General features: G+C 38.9%; 22 protein-coding genes and 1 riboswitch. Of the genes, 5 read left to right on the top strand and 17 right to left on the bottom strand.

Translation table 11 applies throughout. The features are described 5' to 3' along the window. Window positions 1-53: 53 nt before the first annotated feature. Window positions 54-3293, bottom strand: a complete 3240-nt coding sequence (locus tag U5921_RS13335; protein ID WP_324823952.1) for a glycosyltransferase — start codon at window positions 3291-3293, stop codon at window positions 54-56. 287 nt (window positions 3294-3580) lie between these two features. Between U5921_RS13335 and U5921_RS13330 the strand changes: the two genes are divergently transcribed. The 5 genes from U5921_RS13330 (at window position 3581) to U5921_RS13310 (ending at window position 7047) form a co-directional block, all read left to right on the top strand. After that, window positions 3581-4699: a hypothetical protein gene (locus U5921_RS13330; RefSeq protein WP_324823951.1), complete on the top strand. Its 1119-nt coding sequence runs from the start codon at window positions 3581-3583 to the stop codon at window positions 4697-4699. Between the two features lie 154 nt (window positions 4700-4853). Continuing rightward, the gene (locus U5921_RS13325) at window positions 4854-5165 is read left to right on the top strand and encodes an ArsR/SmtB family transcription factor (RefSeq protein WP_417765015.1); all 312 of its coding nucleotides are present in this window, start codon (window positions 4854-4856) and stop codon (window positions 5163-5165) included. An 89-nt stretch (window positions 5166-5254) separates the two neighbouring features. Then, window positions 5255-6268 (top strand): permease, encoded by a 1014-nt coding sequence (locus U5921_RS13320; protein ID WP_324823949.1) that lies wholly within the window; start codon window positions 5255-5257, stop codon window positions 6266-6268. Between the two features lie 18 nt (window positions 6269-6286). Further along, entirely contained in the window at window positions 6287-6640 is a 354-nt protein-coding gene (locus tag U5921_RS13315; RefSeq protein WP_324823948.1) for a thioredoxin family protein, read from the top strand. Continuing rightward, on the top strand, window positions 6640-7047 hold the full coding sequence (locus U5921_RS13310; protein WP_324823947.1) for an arsenate reductase ArsC: 408 nt from the start codon (window positions 6640-6642) through the stop codon (window positions 7045-7047). Before U5921_RS13315 ends, U5921_RS13310 begins: the two co-directional genes overlap by 1 nt. 353 nt (window positions 7048-7400) lie before the next feature. Here the strand turns inward: U5921_RS13310 and U5921_RS13305 are convergent, their stop codons facing one another. From U5921_RS13305 to U5921_RS13230, 16 genes are all read right to left on the bottom strand, one after another. Then, a complete protein-coding gene (locus tag U5921_RS13305; RefSeq protein ID WP_324823946.1) occupies window positions 7401-8882 on the bottom strand; it encodes an NAD(P)/FAD-dependent oxidoreductase in 1482 nt (493 codons plus the stop codon). A gap of 73 nt (window positions 8883-8955) precedes the next feature. Beyond that, window positions 8956-10170 carry a MalY/PatB family protein gene (locus tag U5921_RS13300; protein WP_324823945.1) on the bottom strand — a complete coding sequence of 405 codons (1215 nt, stop codon included), beginning with the start codon at window positions 10168-10170 and terminating at the stop codon, window positions 8956-8958. 115 nt (window positions 10171-10285) lie between these two features. Beyond that, window positions 10286-10738, bottom strand: a complete 453-nt coding sequence (locus U5921_RS13295) for a hypothetical protein (RefSeq protein ID WP_324823944.1) — start codon at window positions 10736-10738, stop codon at window positions 10286-10288. A gap of 90 nt (window positions 10739-10828) precedes the next feature. Continuing rightward, a complete protein-coding gene (locus U5921_RS13290) occupies window positions 10829-12082 on the bottom strand; it encodes a mechanosensitive ion channel family protein (protein WP_324823943.1) in 1254 nt (417 codons plus the stop codon). A gap of 143 nt (window positions 12083-12225) precedes the next feature. Then, complete coding sequence (locus tag U5921_RS13285; protein WP_324823942.1) at window positions 12226-13374, bottom strand: GGDEF domain-containing protein; 1149 nt, start codon at window positions 13372-13374, stop codon at window positions 12226-12228. A gap of 178 nt (window positions 13375-13552) precedes the next feature. After that, window positions 13553-14908: an SMI1/KNR4 family protein gene (locus U5921_RS13280; protein ID WP_324823941.1), complete on the bottom strand. Its 1356-nt coding sequence runs from the start codon at window positions 14906-14908 to the stop codon at window positions 13553-13555. 235 nt (window positions 14909-15143) lie between these two features. Beyond that, window positions 15144-15593 carry a MarR family winged helix-turn-helix transcriptional regulator gene (locus U5921_RS13275; RefSeq protein ID WP_324823940.1) on the bottom strand — a complete coding sequence of 150 codons (450 nt, stop codon included), beginning with the start codon at window positions 15591-15593 and terminating at the stop codon, window positions 15144-15146. Window positions 15594-15656: 63 nt separating this feature from the next. Next, window positions 15657-16310, bottom strand: coding sequence for a class I SAM-dependent methyltransferase (locus tag U5921_RS13270; RefSeq protein ID WP_324823939.1), 654 nt, complete (start codon window positions 16308-16310; stop codon window positions 15657-15659). Between the two features lie 16 nt (window positions 16311-16326). Then, window positions 16327-17097 carry an ABC transporter ATP-binding protein gene (locus tag U5921_RS13265; protein WP_324823938.1) on the bottom strand — a complete coding sequence of 257 codons (771 nt, stop codon included), beginning with the start codon at window positions 17095-17097 and terminating at the stop codon, window positions 16327-16329. A 1-nt stretch (window position 17098) separates the two neighbouring features. Continuing rightward, window positions 17099-18106: an iron ABC transporter permease gene (locus U5921_RS13260; protein ID WP_324823937.1), complete on the bottom strand. Its 1008-nt coding sequence runs from the start codon at window positions 18104-18106 to the stop codon at window positions 17099-17101. Continuing rightward, entirely contained in the window at window positions 18103-19215 is a 1113-nt protein-coding gene (locus U5921_RS13255; RefSeq protein WP_324823936.1) for an ABC transporter substrate-binding protein, read from the bottom strand. Before U5921_RS13255 ends, U5921_RS13260 begins: the two co-directional genes overlap by 4 nt. A gap of 60 nt (window positions 19216-19275) precedes the next feature. Further along, window positions 19276-20457: a nitrogenase component 1 gene (locus tag U5921_RS13250; RefSeq protein WP_324823935.1), complete on the bottom strand. Its 1182-nt coding sequence runs from the start codon at window positions 20455-20457 to the stop codon at window positions 19276-19278. Beyond that, window positions 20454-21731: a nitrogenase component 1 gene (locus tag U5921_RS13245; RefSeq protein WP_324823934.1), complete on the bottom strand. Its 1278-nt coding sequence runs from the start codon at window positions 21729-21731 to the stop codon at window positions 20454-20456. The genes U5921_RS13250 and U5921_RS13245 overlap by 4 nt, the downstream gene beginning before the upstream one ends. A gap of 10 nt (window positions 21732-21741) precedes the next feature. Continuing rightward, the gene (locus U5921_RS13240; RefSeq protein ID WP_324823933.1) at window positions 21742-22488 is read right to left on the bottom strand and encodes a nitrogenase iron protein NifH; all 747 of its coding nucleotides are present in this window, start codon (window positions 22486-22488) and stop codon (window positions 21742-21744) included. A gap of 165 nt (window positions 22489-22653) precedes the next feature. Beyond that, a riboswitch (cobalamin riboswitch) is annotated at window positions 22654-22841 on the bottom strand. 111 nt (window positions 22842-22952) lie between these two features. Then, window positions 22953-23375 (bottom strand): GNAT family N-acetyltransferase, encoded by a 423-nt coding sequence (locus U5921_RS13235; RefSeq protein WP_324823932.1) that lies wholly within the window; start codon window positions 23373-23375, stop codon window positions 22953-22955. 29 nt (window positions 23376-23404) lie between these two features. Continuing rightward, on the bottom strand, window positions 23405-23944 hold the full coding sequence (locus tag U5921_RS13230; protein WP_324823931.1) for a nitroreductase family protein: 540 nt from the start codon (window positions 23942-23944) through the stop codon (window positions 23405-23407). Between the last annotated feature and the right edge of the window lies 1 nt (window position 23945).

Here is a 23945-nt window from a genome sequence, read left to right as displayed (position 1 = left end):
GCAGGGGACTTTCTTCTTTCATTGGAATGATATTCTGTAACCTGTTCTATTGATTAGAAAAGCAGTTTTTTACCTTCCACCAGGTTCATATATTTTTTTGCATGGCCTTTATAACCATACTGCCTTTCTACATCAAGTCTTGCTTGCTTTCCTATCTTATTGTAGCGCACATCATCCATCTTTAAAACAGCAACAATCTGATCTGCCAGTGCTTCAGCGTCTCCTGCCTTGACTAAAAATCCATTTTTACCATTTTCAATGATTTCCTTCATTCCACCAATTTCCGAAGCAATTACAACCTTGCCGCAGGCCATTCCTTCTAATAAAGCAATAGACGTGGCTTCCTCCACATTGTTTGATCTAATAGATGGAATCAATATTACTTTAGCCTTCTTATATATTTTCTGTATCTCATTATGGGGAACATTGCCGAGCAAAGTTACAAAATCATTCAGATTTTTTTTATTTTTACATTCATCCGTTTGCTCCTTTGGGTTTTCTGTGATCACCTCATGACGATCCACGTACTCTTGAATCACGGTACGCTCAATTCCATCTCCGGCAATCACCAACTTGAAGTCCGTAATTCCTCTTTTTATTAGCTCCCCAGCAGCCTTTACTGCATATATTACGCCATTTTTGGGAACCAATCTTCTCGGAATCAAAATGATATTATTCGCGATATCATAAGAATTTATTTTCAAATCATCACCTATGATGTTTTCATCCGATTGACCCTTTTCTGCGTTGAATAATACATCATCTGCTGCATTTTTCAATACAGCAATGTCTATTGAAGGATTTAGCTTTAAATTAGTCACATATTCTTTAATTCTAGTGTCAACTGTAATGATTCTATCTGAAATCTCATAGGATATCTTTTCATATTGAAGAAAGTAATGATAGATAGGCGTTCCCTTTTTCAATCCTCCATAATCCACATTTTCATCCGTAAAATAACCATGCAAAGTAGTAACAATCGGCAGAGTAAAGTGAAGTCTTTTTATGACTCTATGTGCAGCCATAGCAGCAATTACATCCTGACAGCTGATAAAGCTATAGTAATTTCCTACTAAGGCTTTTTCAATCTTATCTTCCAGCTGTTTTTGAATAGAGTAAATCAAATAGATAAAGGAATGATCTGAGGATTTTTCCAGCTTCTCGGGTGAAATTCCCTCCGAAAGATTATCACCAAGCTGCGCTACCAGATAATCAATGGCTTTTGTTTTATCAATCAATGTATTTGTATTATGCTGATAGGTAACCAGCTTACATGGAATATTTTGCTCATGGATGCCTTTTACCAACAGATGAATATGCGTATGCTTACCCCCAACTGCACTTCCCTCTCTTGGATCATCGGTCGATACCAGCAGTACTCTCTGATTTCTGTTATCCTCCAGCAATTCAGTCGCCGAATTGCTGCTTTCTGTCTGCTCTATTCGGTTCTTCCAATATAAAGATGCCTCTTGAAACATTTGAAATGCATCAGCTGCTTTCTCAGAATTCACCGTACTCTGCGCTGCCTCAATTTGTTGGTAATTCTGACTAATCTGAGTGAAATATTCTGAAAAGAGTTTGTAATAGGCTTTTCGATTCTCTAAAAAGTCTTTATTCAGATTCATCTGAATAAAATATCTTCGAAATAAAAGATCTTCAAACTTAATTTTCCCCTCTACAACCTGCATAAAATTATCATGATTTGATGCAAAATTAGATTCATGATGACGATAAAAATACATTGGTTTCTTTATGTGCATAAATTTGCAAGTAAGAATATTATCAATATAAAAAGGAACATTTTGCTCGGCATAATTTAAAATTACATTTGAAATGTAATCTTCTCTAAAAAAAGATACATCTGGTATCACTGACGAAAATCCGGAAACCACATCCATTAAAAGCAAAGTAGAACTTTCATAATCCTTAAATCTTGTTTCTCCACTGATCCTACCTTCGCTATCTATTGTAGCCATATCTGTATATACAAATTTTAGATTTGAGTCTTTAAGCATCACATCAAGGCAAGTTCTTATATATTCCTTATCTATCAGGTCATCGCTGTCTACACGAGTTAAAAATTTACCTTTTGCTTTTTCCAATCCGTATTTTAATGTGCTCAGCTGTCCGGTATTTTCCTTATAAAAATATTGAATTCGATCGTCACTAAAACCTTTTGCAATTTTTTCTGAATCGTCTGTTGATCCATCATTGACGATAATAAGTTCGATATGCTGATAGCTTTGCTTTAAAACACTTTCTATCGCTTCTTTCAGGTATTTTTCACGATTATAGACAGTCATGACAATGCTCACAATCGGTTCCTTTAAATTTTCCTTACAGACTCTGTCCATTTCATTTAAAAGCATGTCGTTAATATAGTCAGAACTATATTTTTCTTGTACATAATTTTTATAACTAATTGAATTATAACTTTGTGAAAGCATATCAACCGCTTCCTTTATCGTATTAAAAATGAGATGCTTGGGATAGATTCCACGAGCACCTACAAAATTGTGAATAATCGGCTTGATCCCTTTGGACATTGCCTGCATAACACTCATATTCTGAGATTCAAGTATACTGGTACATAAAATATAATCCTTATCCTCCAGCCAGCTATCTAAATTATCTTGCCAGCCCTCGTAGATAATATTTTTCTCAAGTCTCCACTCCTGTATCATCTGTTTAAAATATAGTACGTCTCTATCATCTTGAAAACGTCCTGCAATATACAATTTATACCGTGAATCTGTATCATAAATCGCTTTAAATGTTTGAAGTAAAAGCATCGGGCCCTTCTTATAATTTATATATCCTACATAAGCAATATGAAATCCCGGTCTTCTTTCATTAAATGTATATTGACTCATAGTGACACCATTTGGAATCACTGTTGTTTTTTCAATAGCAATACCAAATTTTTCAACTGCCTGATCCCTGATATGCTTGGCAACGAAAATAACTCTATCTACCATACCCCAATTTACTTTCAATGGATAATCGGTAAAAATTTCATAGCTGTGAATCCTACACACAATTTTCTTGTTTATCGCTGCTGGGTGTCTGCTTCCGTAAGCAATGAGCTCATCACACCATTCAAACCAGCATATATCCGCCCATGTAATTTGTTGGTCCATTTCACCAAATGTTTCACCTGAAATAACAACTTTTTTTGTATCGTAGATACCGGAAAGCTTATCTGCGATTTCCTCTATAAAATGATCCATACCTTTTTTAACAAAAATGGCCAATTTCATTTTTTCTTTTTCCAGTAAAATATTTTCTTTCATTTTGCATCTACCTTACCCCTTCATATCTCTCACAGCAAATATATGTAAATGCATGATTTAAAATGCTATCTTACTGTCTCAGCTAATCCGTTTCATTCTCTCTTTTCAAATCTAATTGTATCAGTCATTTCATTCTGTTATAATTAAGCAACAATAAGCCTAAACGCCTATCGTCTGATAGGAAGTATAAGCCCTGCATCCTATCTCTACTTGGTTTATCACTTGCAGTCACAATAATGGCAGCTTAGACGAGTTGAATTGTTTACATACTGTAAAGGAGAAATTGTATGAGACGGATACTGTTTCCAATAATCATTCTCATTATTTTATTTACTTCATCGTGTACCATTCAAACTTCAAACAGCAACGCATCCAATTCGCCAACAGAATCTTCGCAGCTGATCTTTGCTTTTGACAATAATAATTTTAAAGGTCATTCTGATTTGAAAGAAACGGATGAAAAACTCCAAGGTACCATTTGTCTATCCCCCACTTTAGAAGAAAAACAAAAAAAATCACTTATTAATGAATATCTTCAAAGATTGGGAACATATAAAGAAACTCCTGATTCTGTAACCTATGATAACGGAAGGCTCCTTGTGGAACACTATTTGAATGAAACAAAAGAGAAAACGAGTTTTATTTTTCATCTTTATGGTAAAAAATCTGAAAGCGAAAATGCAATTGCTTCACAAGATGCGATAATCTGCACAACAATAAATTTAAGTGATTTTCAGAAAGTAGGATACCTTTCTTACACTTTTGATGAACAGCAGCGTACAAATCATGAAAGTTTATTAGATACAAAGAAAAATCCGATTGCAGCTATCAACTATCAATATTTGAATGGTGTTCCCTTTCCTTTTATTACAAAATATGAAGCTTCGGATACTTCCCGCAATATTGCTGATCATGTACTAAACATAAACCAAAAGTTCTGGATTTATAAAGATAATGCCGAATTTGATAACGCTGGGAAATGGACTGGTTATTCTGCTGATATGTACAAGAATCATAATTCTGGGTACACCTTTACCTGCTCTTATGACACAAAAGGAAATCTTGTAAAAATTATAGGTGAAACGGATAAATCGGATCTTCTAAACGAGATTAACTTAGTCTATCAAAAAGCTGGTTTACTTAGTACAGTAGACTATACACGTCCGGATACGGTATATGGAACTGCTGACTCCTCTGGGCAAATACATTATGATGAGAACGGCCGAATGATATATAAAGAAAATTATATTACTCATGGGACGCAATATGTGTTCTATCTTTACAATGATGAAGATAAAAGACCTTGGATCTGCATTCAACTTGACAGTGCAATTCAGGGTCACATTACAGATGAGGTTGATTACGGTAATCAAGTAACCGCCTATCTATTCCAATCGTTCAATTAAAACTGTTTGAACTTCGTTAATTTTTATAATGCATACGCAAGGGGCACAGTGATTTGCAGATCACTGTGCCCTTTACAGATAGTAATCTTTTTTGCTTGACAAAGCTGTGAAGAATATATATAATATTCACATCAAAATAATTTGATATGAGGTGATGGGATTGGAAAAGAATCATGAAAAAAATGCAAAGGTTTTTAAAGCGTTTTGTGACGCAAAGCGCCTGTCGATTTTGGAATTATTACAAAGCGGTGAAAAATGCGCATGTGTTTTAATTGACTATATGGAAATTGGTCAATCTTCTTTATCTTATCATATGAAGATTTTATGTGAATCTGGTGTTGTAGAAAGCAGGCAGGAAGGAAAATGGACACATTACCGCCTTAGCGAATCCGGCAGTCAATATGCTGCAGACCTTTTAGTCACACTCACAACGCCTCATCCCGTACAATCATCCGGTCAATGCTGAATAAAAGGAACCATCTGTGAGATGGTTTTTCTTTCGACGAATATATCAAATTTTTTTGATGTGATTTTATTAGAATGGTGAGGTTCCTTATGCAAATACTACACACTATATGGCTCTTTTTTCAAGATCAGGTTCTTGGCATGAAATGGCTAAACAGCCTAATTGGCAATTTGCTTTCCAGCTTTGGGCTGGATATTGAAAGCCGAGCAGGAGGAAGCATCCAATTTTTTCTCTATGATGTAATAAAGATTACGCTGCTTCTTTGCTTTTTGATTTTTATTATCTCATACATTCAAAGCTACTTCCCGCCGGAACGGAGTAAAAAAATACTAGGAAAATTTCATGGTATATGGGCAAATATTGTTTCTGCTCTGCTTGGAACAGTTACACCTTTTTGCTCCTGTTCATCGATTCCGCTGTTTATCGGCTTTACAAGCGCCGGGCTGCCACTTGGAGTAACCTTTTCTTTTCTTATTTCTTCGCCTATGGTAGATCTTGGAAGCCTCGTGCTTCTCATGAGTATCTTTGGGGCAAAAGTTGCAGTTGTTTATGTTGTGATTGGATTAGTCATTGCTGTGCTCGGTGGTACAATCATTGAAAAAATGCATATGGAACCATATGTAGAAGAATTTATTCGAACTGCAAGCAGCGTAGATATTGAATCCGCTTCACTTACAAGAGAAGAACGAATCGTTTACGCCAAAGATCAGGTTGTTTCTACCTTTAAAAAGGTATTTCCTTACATTTTAATTGGAGTCGGAATCGGAGCCGTCATTCACAACTGGATTCCTGAATCCTGGATTGAAGCAGCTCTTGGCACCAGCAACCACTTTGGAGTACTATTGGCCACTTTAATTGGCATACCAATGTATGCCGATATTTTCGGAACGATTCCGGTTGCCGAAGCATTGCTTTATAAAGGCGCACAATTGGGAACGATTCTCTCCTTTATGATGGCAGTAACCACACTGAGTCTGCCCTCCATGATTATGCTGCGTAAAGCTGTAAAACCAAAACTGTTAGGCGTATTTATTGCTGTCTGCAGCATCGGTATCATCTTAGTCGGTTATTGCTTTAATGCTTTTCAGTTTTTATTTATTTAGTTTTAGGAGGAACTTATTATGGCTCTATTTGGAAGAAAAAAGAAGGAAACGAAAACCTGCTCTTGCAACGGTAACTGCAACTCAGAAGCTAGTGTACAAAAAAACAATGCCTCAACATCAGCAGATTCACCCATTAAGGTGCTTGGCTCAGGTTGCGCAAAATGCAATCAATTAGAGGCTGCTGTCAAGGAAGCTCTTTCTGATCTGGGTTTGAATGCTCCAATTGAACATGTTACCGATTTTGCAAAGATAGCAGCTTATGGTGTAATGTCTACACCTGCGCTTGTCGTGAATGGTAAAGTCACTTCCTATGGAAAGGTTCTAAAAAAAGATGAGGCAATCGATATCTTAAAAAAGGAGCTTCTTTCGTAATGGATAAACCTAAAGTTGCTTTTGTCTGTGTTCATAATTCCTGTCGAAGTCAGATAGCAGAAGCATTAGGCAAACATCTTGCCGCAGATATTTTTGAGAGCTATTCCGCAGGAACAAACACAAGCATGCACATCAATCAAGATGCTGTCCGATTGGTAAAAGAGATCTACCATATTGACATGGAAAAAACGCAATATAGTAAACTCATTCCTGCGATTCCACCCGTAGATATCTTAATAACAATGGGATGTAACGTCCAGTGCCCTTTGCTTCCTTGTAAGCACAAAGAAGATTGGGGTCTTGATGATCCCAGCGGTAAATCCGATGCATCTTTTAAAACCTGCATCACCACAATAGAAAAGAACATTCTAGATTTACGTAATCGGATTAAAAATAATACCTTATAACCAAGGTAACTGAATCAGCCGGATAAAAAATAGCCTTTTACGGTAACTTGATTTTGATATGCTCCCTGTCAAGTAGACAGGGAGCATATCATTTTACCATAAGAAGGCTATTTGATTTTGTTATTCACAAGCTTTTTACCCTCTCGGTTATTGTCTTTGATAATTTATATGCTATTCATACACGCTATCTTAAAGATTATCTTTTAAATATTGAACTGCACTTACAAACCGCCTACATTAGATTTTATCAAAATAAAGAATAGCACGATAACGAACAGCACCAATAATTTTTTATTCATCTCTAAACCCCTTTTATACACCTTATTGTAAATTAACTTGAAACATTCTAAAATCTAAGCTAATTTTTCGAATACCCAAGCAGTTAATTCATTCAACGAAGGATGAATGACCATAGAATCACGAATCGGTGTATAGGTGCCTAGATGAGGGCACAGCGTCCGAAGCCCTTCAATTCCTTTCTTATCTGCAAACGCTTCCGCCTTTTTTCCGCATTCATAGCCTTCGTTCATTAAATACACAAAAGGCTGTAATAAAACCGCTGCTTGCGGTCCGACAATATGCACTCCCAATATCTTTTTATCCTCACCGACAATTATTTTAATAAACCCATTATCTTCATCTTTCTTGCTGTAACCCATCGCAATTCCGCCAACAACCTCAGAATAGTAATTTTTCGCTGTTTTATACGGAATTTCTTTCTCCTGTGCTTCCTTTTCTGTCAATCCCACATGTGCGATTTGAGGATGTGTAAAAATAGTCCAAGGAACCGCATTGTAACCAGCCTCTTTTTTCTCACTTCCAAATAAATTTTGACTCAAAATCATTGCTTCATAATTTGCTTTATGTCGAAACTGATATTTTCCATTTACATCGCCCAATGCCCAAATATTTTTCTGAGATGTTTCTAAATAAGAATTCGTACGAATCCACCCTCTCTCATCAAGTTGCACATCTGTATGTTCCAAAGATAAGGTATCTGCATTGGATTGAACGCCGGAAGCAACAAAGATTTCTTCGCACTCCACGACTGTCCTCTCTTTTGTAAGCCGATTCTCCACCGTTACGCACTTTCCATCCTGATCCTTTGAAACTGACAGAACCGAAGAATCCGTAAGAATGTCCACTCCATTTGTCGCAAATTGCTTTGCTGTAAATGCAGAAATCTCCTCTTCTTCTTTGCTCAAGATCCGACCTGAACGTACTATAATCGTTACTTTTGTTCCGAAGGAAGAAAAAATATGTGCAAACTCCATACTGATCGCACCACCGCCAATAATAACTAAGCTTTTCCACGGTTTTTTCGGAAATTTTTCTCCAAAAAAGGTTTCTGAAGTGATGTATCCACTTCTTTCTAATCCCTCAAATGGAGGAACAAAACTTCTTGCCCCTACGGCAACAATGAATTTATCTCCGCAAATCACATCATCAGGAGACCCGTCCTCATATCGGACTGCCATACTGTCGTGCCCTGTAAAAGTACCGTTCCCCTTATATACGGTGAGATTGGGCATGCTTAATAAATTGCTTTCTATTTTTTTATGAAAATCAATTTGCCCCCACATTCTTTTAGAAATGGTATTCCATTCAATTTGAGGGGGGTATGAAGTGATTCCAATTCGGCTCGATCGTTCCATTTCCCGAATAAAATCGGCAGGATACACTAGCATTTTAGATGGAATGCAACCCTTGGTCAGGCAAGTTCCGCCAAATTTTGCTTTCTCAATGATTGCACATTCCAATCCCTGATTCAAAGCTTCTTCTAAAACCATCAAACCTGCGCCGCTTCCTACAACAACCATATCATATCGTTTCAAAATTATACCTCCTTAAATCCCGTAAAGACTTTATTAAAAGATAGAAACATTTTCAATATACGTAAGCAAATTGTTATTGATTTTTATAATTTTTAATTGCATCAGCTATTCTTCCGACACCCTCTTTAAGTATAGAGCGTGGCATAGCCAAATTCAATCTCACAAAGCCTTTGGCGTTGTCCACAAACAGCTTATTTCCCCCTTCAAGAAGCACACCGGCTTCCTTCGCAAAAAACAATGGCAGATTCTCTACATCTGGCAGACATTGATTAAAATCCACCCATGCAAGGTAAGTAGATTCCGGAATCTTAAAAACAGCCCCAGGGACATTTTCTCTAAGAAACGCTTTAAGGAATTCAAAATTTCCGTCCAGATAAAATTTTAACTGCTCCAGCCATTCCCCTCCTTTTTCATAAGCTGCTTGATTTGCTGCTAAAGAGAGTGGATTGATATTTCCTGCTGTTCTATCATGCCGGCGAAATGTTTTTCTCAATTCTTCATCTCTTATTATGATATTGGAAAACATCATTCCGGCCATATTAAACGTCTTGCTTGCTGCCATGCAGGTCACTAGCTTTTTGTAGTCTTTCATGACTTTACCAAGAGGGATATGTTTCTTTCCTGTACGGAGTAAATCACAATGAATCTCATCAGAAATCACCCACAAATCATTTTTTTCTATGATCTCAGCAAGTCTCTTTAACTCTTCTTCACTCCATACTCTCCCGGTTGGATTATGTGGATTGCACCATAGTAACAATTTTACATTCGGATCGGAAGCTTTCTTTTCAAAATTATCGAAATCAATAGAAAAATAGCCATCTTCATTTTTTAGTGGCGAGAACACCAATCCTCTATTATTGAATTTAGCCGCATGTTGAAAAAAGCCATATGCAGGAGTTGTAATGAGTACGCTCTCATCCTCTCCAACCAAATCTCCGATTAATTCATATAGTGCTGGTATAATTCCTTGTGAAAAAATCAATTCTTCTTTTGGAAAGCTCCAGTCATATAATTTTTGGCACCATTCACGGAAGGCCTCGTAATAGGCAGAGTCATAGACCATGGTATATCCAAAAATCTTTTTGTCCACTCTATCTTTAATCGCTTGGCAAATTTCTGGAGGCGTAGCGAATTCCATGTCCGCAACCCACATTCGGACAAATTCATCATCTTTAAATGGAAAATCGATTTCCGGATATTCACCGAATATATATCCTCGAAAGCCTTCAACATTTACAGCATTTGTATTTCTTCTTTCTATAATTTCATCAAAATTATATCTCATTTTATTCCTCCTTTAACAAGCTAATCCAATACGCAGATTATATAATACCAACTTAAATAATTCAATCACGATGCGTCGATTACGCCTGTTATTGAAAGGGGAAATTCACACTCAATCACAATTCATCCTCTTTTGTGTTCCATAAAAATAAGCCTTCTGCCGCTGCTAATTTTCCTAATAATGATTTCATTTTTTCGTTGAGGTTATAACAACTCAAATACAAATCATCACCATTTACAACAATCATAGTGCTTTCATCTTCAATAAGAATATTCATGTAATCCTTTTTTCCAAACGTACATTCTTTGATCCAGTCCGCTAATTCTTCAGGAAGTGGATTTTTTGTCCAACTCCCACGGTAACTCACATCAAAATCATAATAACAATTTATCTTTAATAAAATATCAGCAAATTTTTGATATAATTTAGCCATTTCACCATTCTTACGAAAATATTCTTCTATCTTAAAATACTGTCCTTCACTATTCTTTGGCACTCGCTGAGGAAGAAAATCGACGATATAGCAAGTTTCTTCCAGCAGCTCATCTATTTTATCGTACTTGTCCATTTTTCGTTTCTCCTAACTTCCAACTCATCGACGATAAATTGGAAAGAATCATTTATTTTTAAATTTCAACTAAAACAGCTCGATTTCTATCTATTGACTTTCTGTCCGTATATCTGTAATATAAAGTTTCGCTAAATCATGTCCAGTCGGATTCTGGAAAATCCGAAGATCAAATTCAGGAATAACTGCAAGTATGTGATCGAATATATCCGCTTGAATCGCTTCATAGGCATTCCAGTCTGTCGTATTAGTAAAAACATATAATTCAATCGGGATACCATGTTCCGTGGGTTCTAACTGCCTTACCAGCCTCGTCATTTTCTGATGAATGTGAGGATGATTCCTTAGGTACTTTTCCAAATAAATGCGGAAGATTCCCAGATTGGTCAGATGGCGTCCGTTTACTCTGTTGGATGACTTCACATGCTTTTGATTATATTCTTGAAGTTCCTCTGTTTTTTGTGACAAGTATTCAGAAATATATTGAATTTCACGGTATTTTTCTAATTTCTCTTTCGTACAAAATTGAACACTCGTTATGTCTATGTTCACAGCACGTTTAATTCGGCGGCCGCCCATTTCCTGCATACTTCTCCAATTTTTAAATGATTCAGAAACCATAGCATACGTCGGAATGGTCGTCACGCTTTTATCCCAGTTTTCCACTTTTACAGTGTGAAGAGAGATGTCAGTCACCGCACCATCCGCGCCATGCACAGGCATTTCAATCCAGTCATCCAATCTGACCATATCATTTTCTGTCAACTGAATGCTTGCAACGAATCCTAAAAGAGTATCCTTAAAAATCAATAGAAGCACTGCACTTGCAGCTCCAACTCCCCCTAATATAATTGTAGGGGAACGATCCATAATCAAACTTACAATGATTATCAAACCAATTGCATAGGCCGTAATTTTCAGCACCTGTAAAAGTCCTTTCAGCGGACGAGTTTTCGCAGCTTCACTCTTCTTATACATTTCGTTTGCCGCATTAAGAAATTTATCAAACGTTTGAAGCAATGCAAATACTAAAAAACACACGGCAAGCTTATGAAGCCACGCCTGCCCGTAAACTGACATCGGTGCAAAAACATAAATGACAAGAGCAGGAATAATCAGCACCATACGTTCAAAAACATGATGCTCAAGTAAAATATCATCCCATTTTGTTTTGCTCTGCACAACAATTACTTTCAATGCTTTTAAAAGTAAGCGTTCTGCAATAAGATAAGCCAAAAATGCCGTCAAAAATATTAAAATAAATATGACTGCACCAGCAATCGACACACTTGTTTTTTCATTCAGTTTCCAACCAATTAAAATTGCCGTAATCCAAGCTGTCATTTTATCTCTCCCCTTCAACATCAAATTATTCCAGCTATATATTATATTCCGCTTTCTGCAAAGAAATATAAATTCTTTTTAAAATCCTATCACAAGATTCATTTTAGTCGAGCAGCAAAACGCCAAAAGCTTGATGCCATCTTTTATTGAGCATTCTTATGATCTTGTTTGCAGTGGTACATTTTCTGATCCACCGCTGCCAAAAAAGAATCTTCTGTATCTGTCTCATGAAAGACGGAATAGCCCATACTCAACGATAAAGTATATTCCGACTGGTAACTTTTATTATACTCTGCCACATTTGAGTAAAGTGTGTCTATGAACTGCTCAATTTCATCGAAATTGGAGCGTTCTCCTACAATAATAAATTCGTCACCGCCCAGCCTGGCAATAAAATCTTCACTTCTTTTGCAAGAATATCGAAGAATCTCCGCTGTTTTAACCAGAGCACAATCCCCTTCCATATGTCCATAAATATCATTAATTTTCTTGAATTCGTCTAAATCCAAAATGACAGCAAACAGAAGGCAACCTGTACGTTTTGCCCTAATTTTCCGCCGAAGATGCTGATCGAGACGCCTTCGATTATATAAACCAGTCAAGTAATCGGTTGCAATTTCTGCATTCTGTATTCTAATATAGATGTTTGTACATGCCAGCATCGTACAGACCCATATAATAGAAAGCCCAAAAAATTTAATCTGAATGATTACTGCAGCAATGACTCCAATGGGAAAAATCAACAAAGGAAGGTTCACCTCTTTGCTTGCTTCCCACCCATTTTTTACAATATCTTTCAAAGACATTCCACATGCACATAGTAAATATAACAAGGATATAGATGCCATGACCAGAAACCAAGGTCCCCGCATGTAATTATTATTTTCATCAATAACAAAAAACCATCCTGTTAATGGAGTTACAAGAGTAATCACTGTAGATATGGATATTGGAATCGCGTAAATCCATATACGCTTCAACAAATCAGACTTACTTTCATGAATCTTAAAATCCGTATATAGTATCCATAAAAGGCAGATCAACGGGTTGAATAGATAGTACAATGTCGTCACCACATAATTAATCGATTTCAAAATCGGCAAAGACATTCCATCTGTCAGCCACATCCCCGTATCGAGCAGAAAAATAAGTAAATTTAAAAGCATAACACCGTTAAATATCTTTTGGTCAACAGGCAGGTTTCTGAAGCTGTTTTTATTCCAGTTTGTTATCATAAGAAGTAAAACCATACTTCCTACAATATTTACCTCCGCATATAAAAAGTTTAGCAAATCAGCGACCCCCTCACTTGCTTGCGGTATTTCCCACATTTGTATTTTAATATATTCTGGAAATTTAAAAGACAAGATTGATAATATTATACCAAAATAAAAGAAAAAATAATAAGACTTTCTTCTTATTATTTTTTATAATTCATTACATTTTCTTTTAATGTTCTGTTTAAATTCATTATAGGATGAAGTCGATGTTTTGTATTATCTTTTCAAAAATTCGTTTTTTTATATTTAAGGTTTCTTTCTCTTTCTCTTTTTCTAAAAAATAGAGAATTTCTTTTTTTTCCGGCGGATTGCAGATTTTATAGTTGCTCTTAATATATGTGGAGTTCCATGAGTCTACCATATATTCCAATGCATTTATCGCAATTCTCCGATATTTTCCTCCCAGCAGGAACCATTCTTCAATCTCCTTCCAACTAGGGTTAGAACAGGCAAATAAATCATACCATTGCTCTTTCGTTGTAGCGCTTGATATGTATCCTTTTATCCATTCAAGAATTTTATCATTCCGAAACCAGCAAAGGTGCTTTTTCGCTTCATGACTGTTTATTTTTTCAATGAATAAACTTTCCACATAAGCTGTAACCTTACTTAATCCTTCTTCTTCAGGGAAACATCTAGAAGTAAGATAGGATCGATGTTCTGGTTTTATTTCTGTTTCCTCTTTCCAAAGTAATTTGACCCAGTCCGATGCGAACGAACCTACGCTTTCTCCAATCACTCGGATTAAGATTTCTTTTTGAGATTCGTCCACTCTCTGTAATCTTGCCATTACAGTTTGAAACACGTCATTTTTATCATATGCTTTCAGTGCCTTTAACTCTCGCTTTTCTAATGTCCCATGATACTCGATGTATTGAATCAGGCTTTCTAAATCCCTTTCTCCTTCTTCAATCGACAGCGCTGCGAACGTATCAAACCACTTTTTCCATTTAAATGCATTCTCACCATTACTGTTTAGCCCATTTTCATCTATAAAAGGCTCCATCTGCCATATTTCACTGCCAATTCCATATAAGTCGGTAATCTTGCTCAGATAAGATAAAAACGATTCTGCAAGGAAGAATACACCTTCCCCCTCATGGCTCCAATAAACAACATTTGGTTCTGTCTGAGATGATTCCATGTCAAAAGCCAGTAAATCTCCGTTTCTTACATCAAAAAACTTTAATTTGTTCTTCAACTCTGAATCAATTCCATTATAAGCTTCTATTTGTGAGCCAAATGCAGTTAAATCTTCAATCCAGTTTATATTCCATCCTATCTCACCCGAAAAAATCTCTCTGAATACATGCGGCAGATTTGCACTTTCCGGTAAAGACCACCTAAATTCAGCATGTCTTGAAAAATGCATCAATATTTCTTTAAACGAAGAAGGCAAAGCAAATCCCAGACTTTTTTCTTTCTCCTCAATCTCTTCTTTCGTAGCACAAGGTTCAACGATAAGCTCTTTCGCATTCCCGCCAAAGTCCGTTACTTTCTGTAAGATTTCTTTCCATTTCGTGGGAAAGGATTCATACTTGCACATCTTCATTACCTCTCTATTTTATATGGCATAATTTTCTCTTTATTGAATGGCTCTCTGGCAATGCTTGCTTTTACAGCAGACAATCCTTCATGAATCTGTAAGCAAAAACAGAGCGGCGAAAAATGACAGCTGTATTTCTTACCACTCTGTATTTTAATTCAACTTTTCACCTTGCTGATTTCAATCCGTCAAAAACGTACCGGCTCAAGCCTAAGTTGGATTTTCCAGTCATTCGTTAAAAATGATGGTCTATCTGCTCATTTGCTTTTTCCAAAAACGCTTCCACAATTGCGAGCTGATCTTCTTCCAGCTGGTCCAGATAGTCAAACAGCGGACCGTCAAAATCCTGATGGTATTTTTGATGAGCCAGATAAGCTTCCTCACCTTTTTCTGTCAAATACAGTCGAAGTATCTTTTTATCGGCTGCATCCGTCTCTCTTATAAGAATTCTTTTCTTCTCCAGCTTTAAAACAGTCTTCGCTACGGCAGCACGGGTAATATTAAAATTCCTTGCGATTTCTGATATGTGGATTCCAGGGGCGTCTCCTATCATCTTTATCATGTGAATTTCGCCCCTATAAAACACCAATCCCTCACCAAAATTCAGGATGTTTGTTCTCCCATTCGCAATTTTTTCTATCATTTTTATATATTCACCGATTACCTTATTTACATTTTTTTTCATAAGTGTATTATACATCATCAAGAAAACGATTGCAATTGCACGAGTCTTCTTCCGTCTTGTCGATCACTGCTTTACTCCTTTCAGCAGATACCAACCTCCAAAAATATCATCTTTTCCCAGTTCTTTTAACTCAAGAATCTCCACCTCACTATAGCCGCAATCTGTGAGTGTTTTACAAAGCTGTTCCGGAGACGCATTCTTTAAGGGAAGCTGTTCCTCTATCTCTTTTTCATAATGATCCGGTTGTATCTTCCCCTCTAAGCTGCTTGCCGGACAAAAGCATAAAAGCTTTCCTTGCGGTTTCAGGACTCTTTTCCACTCACTCAGTGTTTTCTGCGGAGTAAAAAGCGTCCATACAATACAACGATTTATGACAGCCTCATAGCTGTCGTCTTGGAAGGGCAGATTGCTCCAGTCTGCGGTCTGAAGTTCTGTTTCAAAACCATTCTTCTTTGCAAAATCTTTTGCTATATTAATCATTTTTGGTGCCAGGTCAACTCCTGTGCAGCGATAGCCAATCTCTTCCGCCGCAAATGCCAAGAACCCTGTTCCCGTACCAATATCGAGTACCCTTTGAGCAATATTCTCTCCGATATAGCGTTTCAGGATGTTCTTCCATTCCTCGCGCTCCGCATCCGCGGAAACATTATGCACGGTATTATATTCCCCTGCATGCTCGTCCCAAACTTCTTGAATCTTTTTGTTGCTGACTTTCATACGATTTCCTCCTGTTCTAATCGATCACCGTAAACACTTTTGTGTTTGCCGACAGCTCCGGCACGGAAAAAATTCTGGCATTTACCTCAAAAAATTTCTTTATATTTTTTTCTGATATGATTTCACTGCTTTCTCCATAAATATAGCTTCTGTGCCCTAATAGCAACGTATCATCGGATATCCGAATAGCATGCTCCGGATAGTGCGTATTTATGATGCAGGAAATTTTTTTTTCTATTTTTAATTTTTGAACTAATTTTAATATAAGCATCTGGTTTTTAAAATCCAGGTGAGATTCCGGTTCATCCATGATAAGAAGCTTTGGTTCATTTGCAAGTGCCCTTGCAATGTAAACCAACTGTAACTGTCCGCCGCTCAGCTGGGAACAGAGACGATCTTTCAGGTGAGAGATACCTACTGTTTCCAGTGCATGCATTACCTTTTCACTGTCTGTTTTAGAAGGTGTTCCAAACACAGAGATGTGCCTTGCTCTTCCGATAGCTGTCATCTCCGACACCGTAAAAGGAAAAACTGTTTTATGCGCCTGCGGTACAAATCCGATTCCTTCACATTCCTTCATGGAATAAAAAGGCTTACCGTCAATTAAAGTTTGTCCGCTTTGCCATTTTAAAAGCCCCATCAAACACTTGAGCAGCGTTGTTTTTCCTGTGCCATTCTGTCCAAGTACTGTCATTATTTTCCCTTGACCCAGCTTAAAGGATATCTTCTCCAGTATCGGATTATCCGCCGTATACCCGAAGCATCCATTCTTAATTTCCAGCTCCATTTTAGATTTCCTCCGTCTTTTTATAAACCAGCGCAAAAAAGGGAGCCCCTATGAGCGCGGTCAAAATGCCGATCGGTATTTCCGACGGTGTCAATACACGTGCTGTAAAGTCAACAAGGGCCAGGAAAACAGCTCCAAGAAGACAGGAAGCAGGTAAAAGGTGTTTATAATCTGCACCGACAAGCATCCTCGATAAATTGGGGATAATCAGTCCCACCCAGCCTACAATGCCCGCTACCATAACAGATGAAGCCGTAATCATTGTAACGGCTGCCACAATGATTAACCTTGCCTTGCCAGGATTGATGCCCAATGCTTCGGCTTCTTCATCTCCGAGTGTCAATACATTGATACGCCAGCGAATCAGCACTAAGATTCCGATTCCGAACGCAATGGGAGCAAATACCTTTCCCAAATCCTCAAAGGTGGTATTTGAAAAGCTCCCCATCAGCCAAAAAGTAATAGCGGGTAGCTGGGAATCTGTATCAGCTACAAATTTTACCAATGAAATCAAAGCATTGAATACGGCTGACACGATAATTCCTGACAACACCAGAGACAAAATCGTCGCCTCGCTTTTCAATTTCGCAAGCGTCCAGCTCAAAACTACACTGAAAAGCCCAAAGCCTAAAGCCATTCCGGCAGTCAATCCATTGACTCCCGATGTAAGCAAAATTCCCAGTGCTGCTCCAAACCCTGCGCCTGCACTTACTCCAAGTATGTCCGGACTTACAAGTGGATTGTGAAAGCAGCCTTGAAAGGCAGCTCCTGATGCAGATAATCCGGAGCCTACCAACATAACTAAAAGCACTCTCGGCAGCCGGATATCCCATACTACCGTTTTATACACACTGTTTTCCGAGTTTCCCCACAAGCTTTCCCATAGAATCTTTAAAACTTGCTCTGGTTCCACATAGTACCTTCCTAAAAACAAAGATAGGAACGCAAAGAGAAAAAGAAGCACCGTCAGTAAGAAAAAAAAGGAGGTTCTATTTTTTGATTTTATCATAATGACGCTGATTTCCCCTCATTTGGATTTAAGATGGAATCTGCAAGCTCATCCGTCATATCGATTCCATAACGACTCTTGTAAAATTCCTTCATAACGGAAGTAAAATCTTTTATACTGAGCTTGTCCGGAAAGTTCTTGCTCACCAGCCATTGAATCATAAGCGGCGAATCGGCACACGGCGTTCCCCAATTGATCATCCCTTTCGGTATATCATAGATTCTTCCGTTTTTGAAAGCCGCTGTCTGCGACCAATCCTGACCTTTGATGGTGCCTGACAAATAGTCATCAGCGGGCAAGCCTCTGAATACATAAATGATATCTGGATTCCATCGATAGATCTGCTCCATCGTCACCTCAATGTTATCTCCTGTAAGTTCGGATGCAACATTGGAAAGTCCGCTTTTCAAAAGCCAGTCATCTCCGTAAGAACCTGCACCTCTCACCATAACCTTATCTTCGGTATTACTCATAATCATCAGCCCTTTTTGCGTTTCCTTCTCCTTTGCTTCTGAAAGGATCTGTGCTACATTTTGGTTGGCTATATCCCATTCCTTTTGCAGAGAATTGTCTCCATCTAATGAAAAGATTTCTCGCATAAGCTCATCGATTTGAACAGACCAATCCTCATTGATCTGATTTTTTATAAAAAAGTCGACCACCGGAATCTGGATGTTTTCCAGCCCTTTCTTCTGCGCCTCACCATATACGAGAACGATATCCGGATCCAGTTTCAAAAGCTCTTCCACATTGGATTCGTAGCCTGTGAGAAAGGTTGTATTAATTTTTTTGTTGTTTGGCACCATGAGATCAAGAAGCTCCTGATTTGCGTCGTTAAAAGCGGTAGGGTGTACCCCGACCAGCTTCTTCGGGTCTTGTGCTGTACTGATATAGGTCGATAACAACGGCGGTGCGATGATAACTACGCGATCTATTTTTTCTGGTACCGGTATCTTTACTGTATTTCCTGCTAAATCGGTGATTGTCCTTTCAGCGTTATTACCGTCTTCCCCTAAAACATCTGTCTTCTTCTGTTGTCCCACACAGCCGGTAGCGGGCATTGCAACTAAAATCACTATGGCCAATAAAATAAGGATTCTTTTTTTCATTTTCTTTTAAACCTCCTGTTTTAATCTTCTACTTTTCCTGAAATGAACACATATATATCTTTATAAATCAATCAGCTTTCTTACAATATACGCGGCTCCTTTGATTCCCATCAATCCGGGCTGAGGAACCGTTATTCCTTCTAAGATCGGATGTGCGGTCTGAATTCTCCTCTTCTCATCTGCGAGCCTGCTGTGCAGTCCGTCTACCAGTACAAAGGTTCCGCTCTCTTCCAGCAGGTGCCGGTATTCTTCTTCTGTCACAGCTGCCTCCTCCTTTGGAGCGCTCCATGCACTTTTCAAATAAAGAACCGGTAAGCCTAGTTCCAAAGAAGCAAATGCAGTTAATCCCTTTACCGTTTCCGAATGCCCGCTTATAACGAGTTTTCTTACAGCTCCGTGTTCTATCTTCTGCTTCAGCTGTAAAATAAGTGATCTTAACGCTTCCATTTCTACGTTCACAGCCTTCCAATTCCCTTCTCTCCCGAGCTTTTCTTCCATTTCTTCAAGCCAGCTCTGTGTTCCGTCTAATCCATAAGGCCTTCCGTACACATACGGTGTTCCAAATTTTTTTTCGAGAGTCTGAGCCGCCGGCAAGGCTTCTTTGCGCAATACGACATTCAATGCGGATTTCCCCATCTTTTTACAGTCTTCTATCGATGCAGAAGCAGATAAGATACAATTTACCTTAAGCGCAAACGCTTTTTCCATCATGGCTGTGATTGCATCTGCTTCCGCTTTATGATTCAGTTCATCGGCACAGCATCCCAGAATATTGTAATTTTCTTTTTCACTTATCTTTTCTTCTGCAATCTCTGCGAGCATACTCAAAGCTTCTTCAACGCCTGTCGTCCAGATTCCGGAAAGTCCGCCCCCCTTGACAGAAAGAAGCTTGGCTTTTACCGACTGCTGAAACTCTCTGCATAAGCCCTCTATATCCATTCCGATGACGGCTCCTACGGAGGACTCCACCACAAATATATACTCAGGGGAATACATTTCATCTACCTCGACCAGTGTCTTTCGAAGCCTTTCGGCATTGCCCATGATGACGACATCTTCATCCATCATCGTGGTAAATATTTTGGCGTTTGCCTCTTCTCCGAAATACTTTAAGGATTCCAACAAGTATCTTGTAGTTCCTTCCGGTCCGAATTCAACCAAAACTAGATCTTTGATTCCGCTTAGTGTCCATAGGAGTCCCATTCGGTCGGACGGGACTGGATAGTTCTTATAAAGCTTCAAATGAATTCCCTCCTTCCAACTCCGGTCAAAGCGGATACTGCGTAAACGATGGCTTCGTAACCGAGCTTTCCGGGAGGAAGCAACATCTCAATTTGCTTGATTCCCCTATCAATCAAGCGTTCTGCATCGCCATGCCCTATGTAAATATCCGGTGCAAGTTCTTCCGTCAACGCAGCAGCCCCTTCTGGGTTTGCCACATAATTTACATATGGGTTCCACCCTCTTTGCAGTATTTTTTCTATCCTTTTGCTGCTGTTTTCACACAGTCTGTATGCATGGATAAGAAGCGGTTTCATTCCCATTTCTGCAAGAAACTCTGCTGCTTCAAAGGCATCCGGCGGTCTACCTCCGTTGATGAAAGACTTCCCTTGAAGAAGACGTCTGCCGTTATGGATTGCAGCTTTTGCCTCACGCTTCCGTCCGCAAAGTTCCTGCTCCATGGAAATGCCGAGGCACTTCTGCAATTTGTCATAACCGGCTCTTATATAATCCAAATCGAAAGAAGGCTCAAAGAGGACATATGGAATTCCAAAATGTTTTTCCATATAGTATGCAAGCTCACGCCCCACTTCGTTTGTCACAATATTGAGAGCCACAGATGGGGCTTTTTTAAGTTCTGAGGTACTGCAACGATCCGGAAGAATTCTTTGTATTGCAATCCCATGCGTTTGGAGCAGCTTTACCAATTCCGTATCTCTCAGAGAGCCATCCACAGCGGAGTGAAAGTTTCTTCCAAGAAGATTTACCGTTTTCGGCTGTTTCGGCTGTGCTTCCATTAAGCTTCCCAATGATTCCAAAGTGCGGGAAACGGCGACTCCGAATTCATTGCATTTATGGTCATAATGTGCAATGCGTACAGGAAGGACTGGGATTCCTGATAGTTTTTCGCCAGCTTTTGCAATGGCTTCCAAATCGTCTCCTATGATTTCCGGAACGCAGGTGCTCGCCAAGAAGATGCAATGGATGTCAGACTCCGCTGCAATGTCGCAAATTGCTTTTATGATAGCGCCATTCTCTCCAAAGGTAATATCCTGCTCTTCCATCGCACAGCAGTAAAACCGATCCCAGCCCGGGTCTATTGCATGGTAAATGCTGCTGTTTTTCGCATACCATGTACATTCGGGAGTTCCTACAATCAGAACGGCTCCATCCTGTATCAAGGGAGCACAGACAGAAACGCCGAAGGTGGGGCAAAAAACGCCGCAGGAGATGGCACTGCAATCGCCAAAGATATCCTTGCTGCTCTGAATTTCTGATAATCGTTTCAGTCGCATCGCTTCACCTCTATTCTTCAAGAAGCTTGAATGCCAAGCTTCGATATGCTTCTGCCTGTCTGCTTTCCGGGAATGCTTCGACGACCGTTTTATGTACCGCTTCTGCCTTTTGCACAGTCTGATCCCGTTCCACCGTAAAAAGCACTGTCGTCTCCATTTCGTCTGCTGCTTTTCTCACGATTTCTTCCTCGCCTTCAATGCCTTTTTTGTTCAAGATCAGACCTCCCATTTCGGCATAGCCTCTCGCACCGTATGAGCGAACCGCACTGGCAATATTACCTGCTGCATATAAGGACATCATCTCACCTGAGGTCACAACACAGACACGATCTGCATAGCCGTTCCGAATCGGCATTGCAAACCCGCCGCAAACCACGTCTCCCAGTACGTCATACAAGATGATATCCGGTCTGTAGATTTCATATGCCCTCAATTCTTCCAGCTTTTCAAATGCTGCAATAATTCCCCTTCCTGCACAACCGGTTCCGGGCATCGGTCCTCCTGCTTCGACGCAGATTACTTGAAAGCTTCCCTCAAAGGTAATATCCTCCAGTTTTGTCTTTTCCCCCTTTTCTCTTATGACATCGAGCACTGTGGGAATCCGTTGTCCTCCTGTCAAATTAACGGTTGAATCAGATTTGGGGTCGCATCCAATCTGCATCACTCGAATTCCTTCTCTGGAGAGTGCTGCGGAAACATTTGCTACCGTCGTTGACTTGCCGATTCCCCCTTTTCCGTATATTGCTATTTTTTTCATTGTAAGACCTCCTGCCTTGATTTTTGGGAACAACAAAGGACTGCCGCTGTCACTCCTGACAACTGCAGTCCCGTATTCTTCTGCTGAAGCTGATTGCTATACCGCTTGTCCGCCGTTTAGCAGTCTGCTGTATATAAACTTTGCGCGTCCCGTAAACACGCAGGACTTGCAAAAACCCATTCAGGCAGGTATTCTGGCTCAAGCATCAGCATTTTTCCAACCTTCCCGAATGACCGGTGGTATCTTTGAAAAAACTCCTCTTATACAGCGGCGGTACCGCGCAGGATTTTAACCTGCTTCCCTATTATGCCGGCTGTTTGCTGCGTCCGGCCACCTGAATTATGTCTATTATTTTATTTGTAAACCTAGTATACAACATATAAAAAAGCCTGTCAACTTGTAATCTGTAATTCAATTTTATAAGCTCCATTATCATAAATAAAAGTAAAATAGTGTGGTATTTCTTATTTACTCCATACCATGAAATATTCAAGCTCTCCCGTATTTTCATCCACTTGTTCTTTTTCAATTACAAAGTTTTCTCTCTGATAAAAATGGACGGCTTTTACATTCTTTTTATAAACGTTTAAACTAAGGGAAGCATAAAGCTCTTTTGCTTTTTCAAGCAATTGTTTGCCGAGTCCCTTCGACTGCATTTCCCCCGATACAAATATTCCGGCTATGTACCCATTATCAATTCCCACAAAAGCCTTAATTTCGTTCTCAATTTCGCAAACATAGAGTTCTGCACACGGAAGCATGCCCTTAACCAATTCAAAATTATTTCTCCAATAATCCTCAGCAATAAAATCGTGCGCGTGTATATTTGTATTTAACCATAGCTCCATTATTATTTCTAAATCTTCGTTTTTAAATTTTCTAATCATAGTAACCCCAATCTAATATAAAGTATCCCTTACTGCCATGTCTCATATCTCACAATTTCTTCTATCTTTTTTCTAGGCCGCTGCTTTGGCTTTTCGTCGCCATATCCCAGCGTAATGATTCCACACACATATTTATCCTCCGGAATATTTAAAATCGGTCGAACAGCCTCCTGCTCAAACCAAGCAGTCCAACAAGTAGATAAGCCCAGATTTTCTGCTTCAAGCAAAATATGTTCCATTGCAATGGCTGTATCTCTGATAATTTGCTTTAACTCCGGTTCAGAGCTGTTCTCATTCAGTGTAATATCGGTATCCATAGAAATTCGACTTCGAATATCTGCTACACATACAATAAAAATCGGTGCCGCCACCATCCATTCTTGTTGATGATCTGCCATAGCCAGCTTTTCCTTTGTCTCCTCTGCTTCAATAATAATAAATCTCCAAGGTTGCGTGTTGCTGCCGGAAGGTGCCAGTCTGGCACCTTCCAGTACTTGCATCAGTTTTTCCTTTTCCACCTTTTTATTTAAATAGTTACGAATGCTTCTTCTCTTTTCTATCTCCCTCATT

The organism is Sinanaerobacter sp. ZZT-01, assembly GCF_035621135.1.
Classification (GTDB): domain Bacteria; phylum Bacillota; class Clostridia; order Peptostreptococcales; family Anaerovoracaceae; genus IOR16.
The sequence above is the reverse complement of the archived record's forward strand: the minus strand, read 5'-3'. Positions and strand labels throughout refer to the sequence as shown.

Excerpts from the sequence above, each read along its gene's own strand:
- U5921_RS13300 (WP_324823945.1), bottom strand. The coding sequence starts at position 10,170 with ATGAGATATAATTTTGATGAAATTATAGAAAGAAGAAATACAAATGCT.
- U5921_RS13315 (WP_324823948.1), top strand. The coding sequence starts at position 6,287 with ATGGCTCTATTTGGAAGAAAAAAGAAGGAAACGAAAACCTGCTCTTGC.
- U5921_RS13290 (WP_324823943.1), bottom strand. The coding sequence starts at position 12,082 with ATGACAGCTTGGATTACGGCAATTTTAATTGGTTGGAAACTGAATGAA.
- U5921_RS13265 (WP_324823938.1), bottom strand. The coding sequence starts at position 17,097 with ATGGAGCTGGAAATTAAGAATGGATGCTTCGGGTATACGGCGGATAAT.
- U5921_RS13260 (WP_324823937.1), bottom strand. The coding sequence starts at position 18,106 with ATGATAAAATCAAAAAATAGAACCTCCTTTTTTTTCTTACTGACGGTG.
- U5921_RS13270 (WP_324823939.1), bottom strand. The coding sequence starts at position 16,310 with ATGAAAGTCAGCAACAAAAAGATTCAAGAAGTTTGGGACGAGCATGCA.
- U5921_RS13310 (WP_324823947.1), top strand. The coding sequence starts at position 6,640 with ATGGATAAACCTAAAGTTGCTTTTGTCTGTGTTCATAATTCCTGTCGA.
- U5921_RS13295 (WP_324823944.1), bottom strand. The coding sequence starts at position 10,738 with ATGGACAAGTACGATAAAATAGATGAGCTGCTGGAAGAAACTTGCTAT.
- U5921_RS13245 (WP_324823934.1), bottom strand. The coding sequence starts at position 21,731 with ATGCGACTGAAACGATTATCAGAAATTCAGAGCAGCAAGGATATCTTT.
- U5921_RS13255 (WP_324823936.1), bottom strand. The coding sequence starts at position 19,215 with ATGAAAAAAAGAATCCTTATTTTATTGGCCATAGTGATTTTAGTTGCA.
- U5921_RS13235 (WP_324823932.1), bottom strand. The coding sequence starts at position 23,375 with ATGATTAGAAAATTTAAAAACGAAGATTTAGAAATAATAATGGAGCTA.
- U5921_RS13240 (WP_324823933.1), bottom strand. The coding sequence starts at position 22,488 with ATGAAAAAAATAGCAATATACGGAAAAGGGGGAATCGGCAAGTCAACG.
- U5921_RS13330 (WP_324823951.1), top strand. The coding sequence starts at position 3,581 with ATGAGACGGATACTGTTTCCAATAATCATTCTCATTATTTTATTTACT.
- U5921_RS13280 (WP_324823941.1), bottom strand. The coding sequence starts at position 14,908 with ATGTGCAAGTATGAATCCTTTCCCACGAAATGGAAAGAAATCTTACAG.
- U5921_RS13335 (WP_324823952.1), bottom strand. The coding sequence starts at position 3,293 with ATGAAAGAAAATATTTTACTGGAAAAAGAAAAAATGAAATTGGCCATT.
- U5921_RS13275 (WP_324823940.1), bottom strand. The coding sequence starts at position 15,593 with ATGAAAAAAAATGTAAATAAGGTAATCGGTGAATATATAAAAATGATA.
- U5921_RS13230 (WP_324823931.1), bottom strand. The coding sequence starts at position 23,944 with ATGAGGGAGATAGAAAAGAGAAGAAGCATTCGTAACTATTTAAATAAA.
- U5921_RS13325 (WP_417765015.1), top strand. The coding sequence starts at position 4,854 with ATGGGATTGGAAAAGAATCATGAAAAAAATGCAAAGGTTTTTAAAGCG.
- U5921_RS13320 (WP_324823949.1), top strand. The coding sequence starts at position 5,255 with ATGCAAATACTACACACTATATGGCTCTTTTTTCAAGATCAGGTTCTT.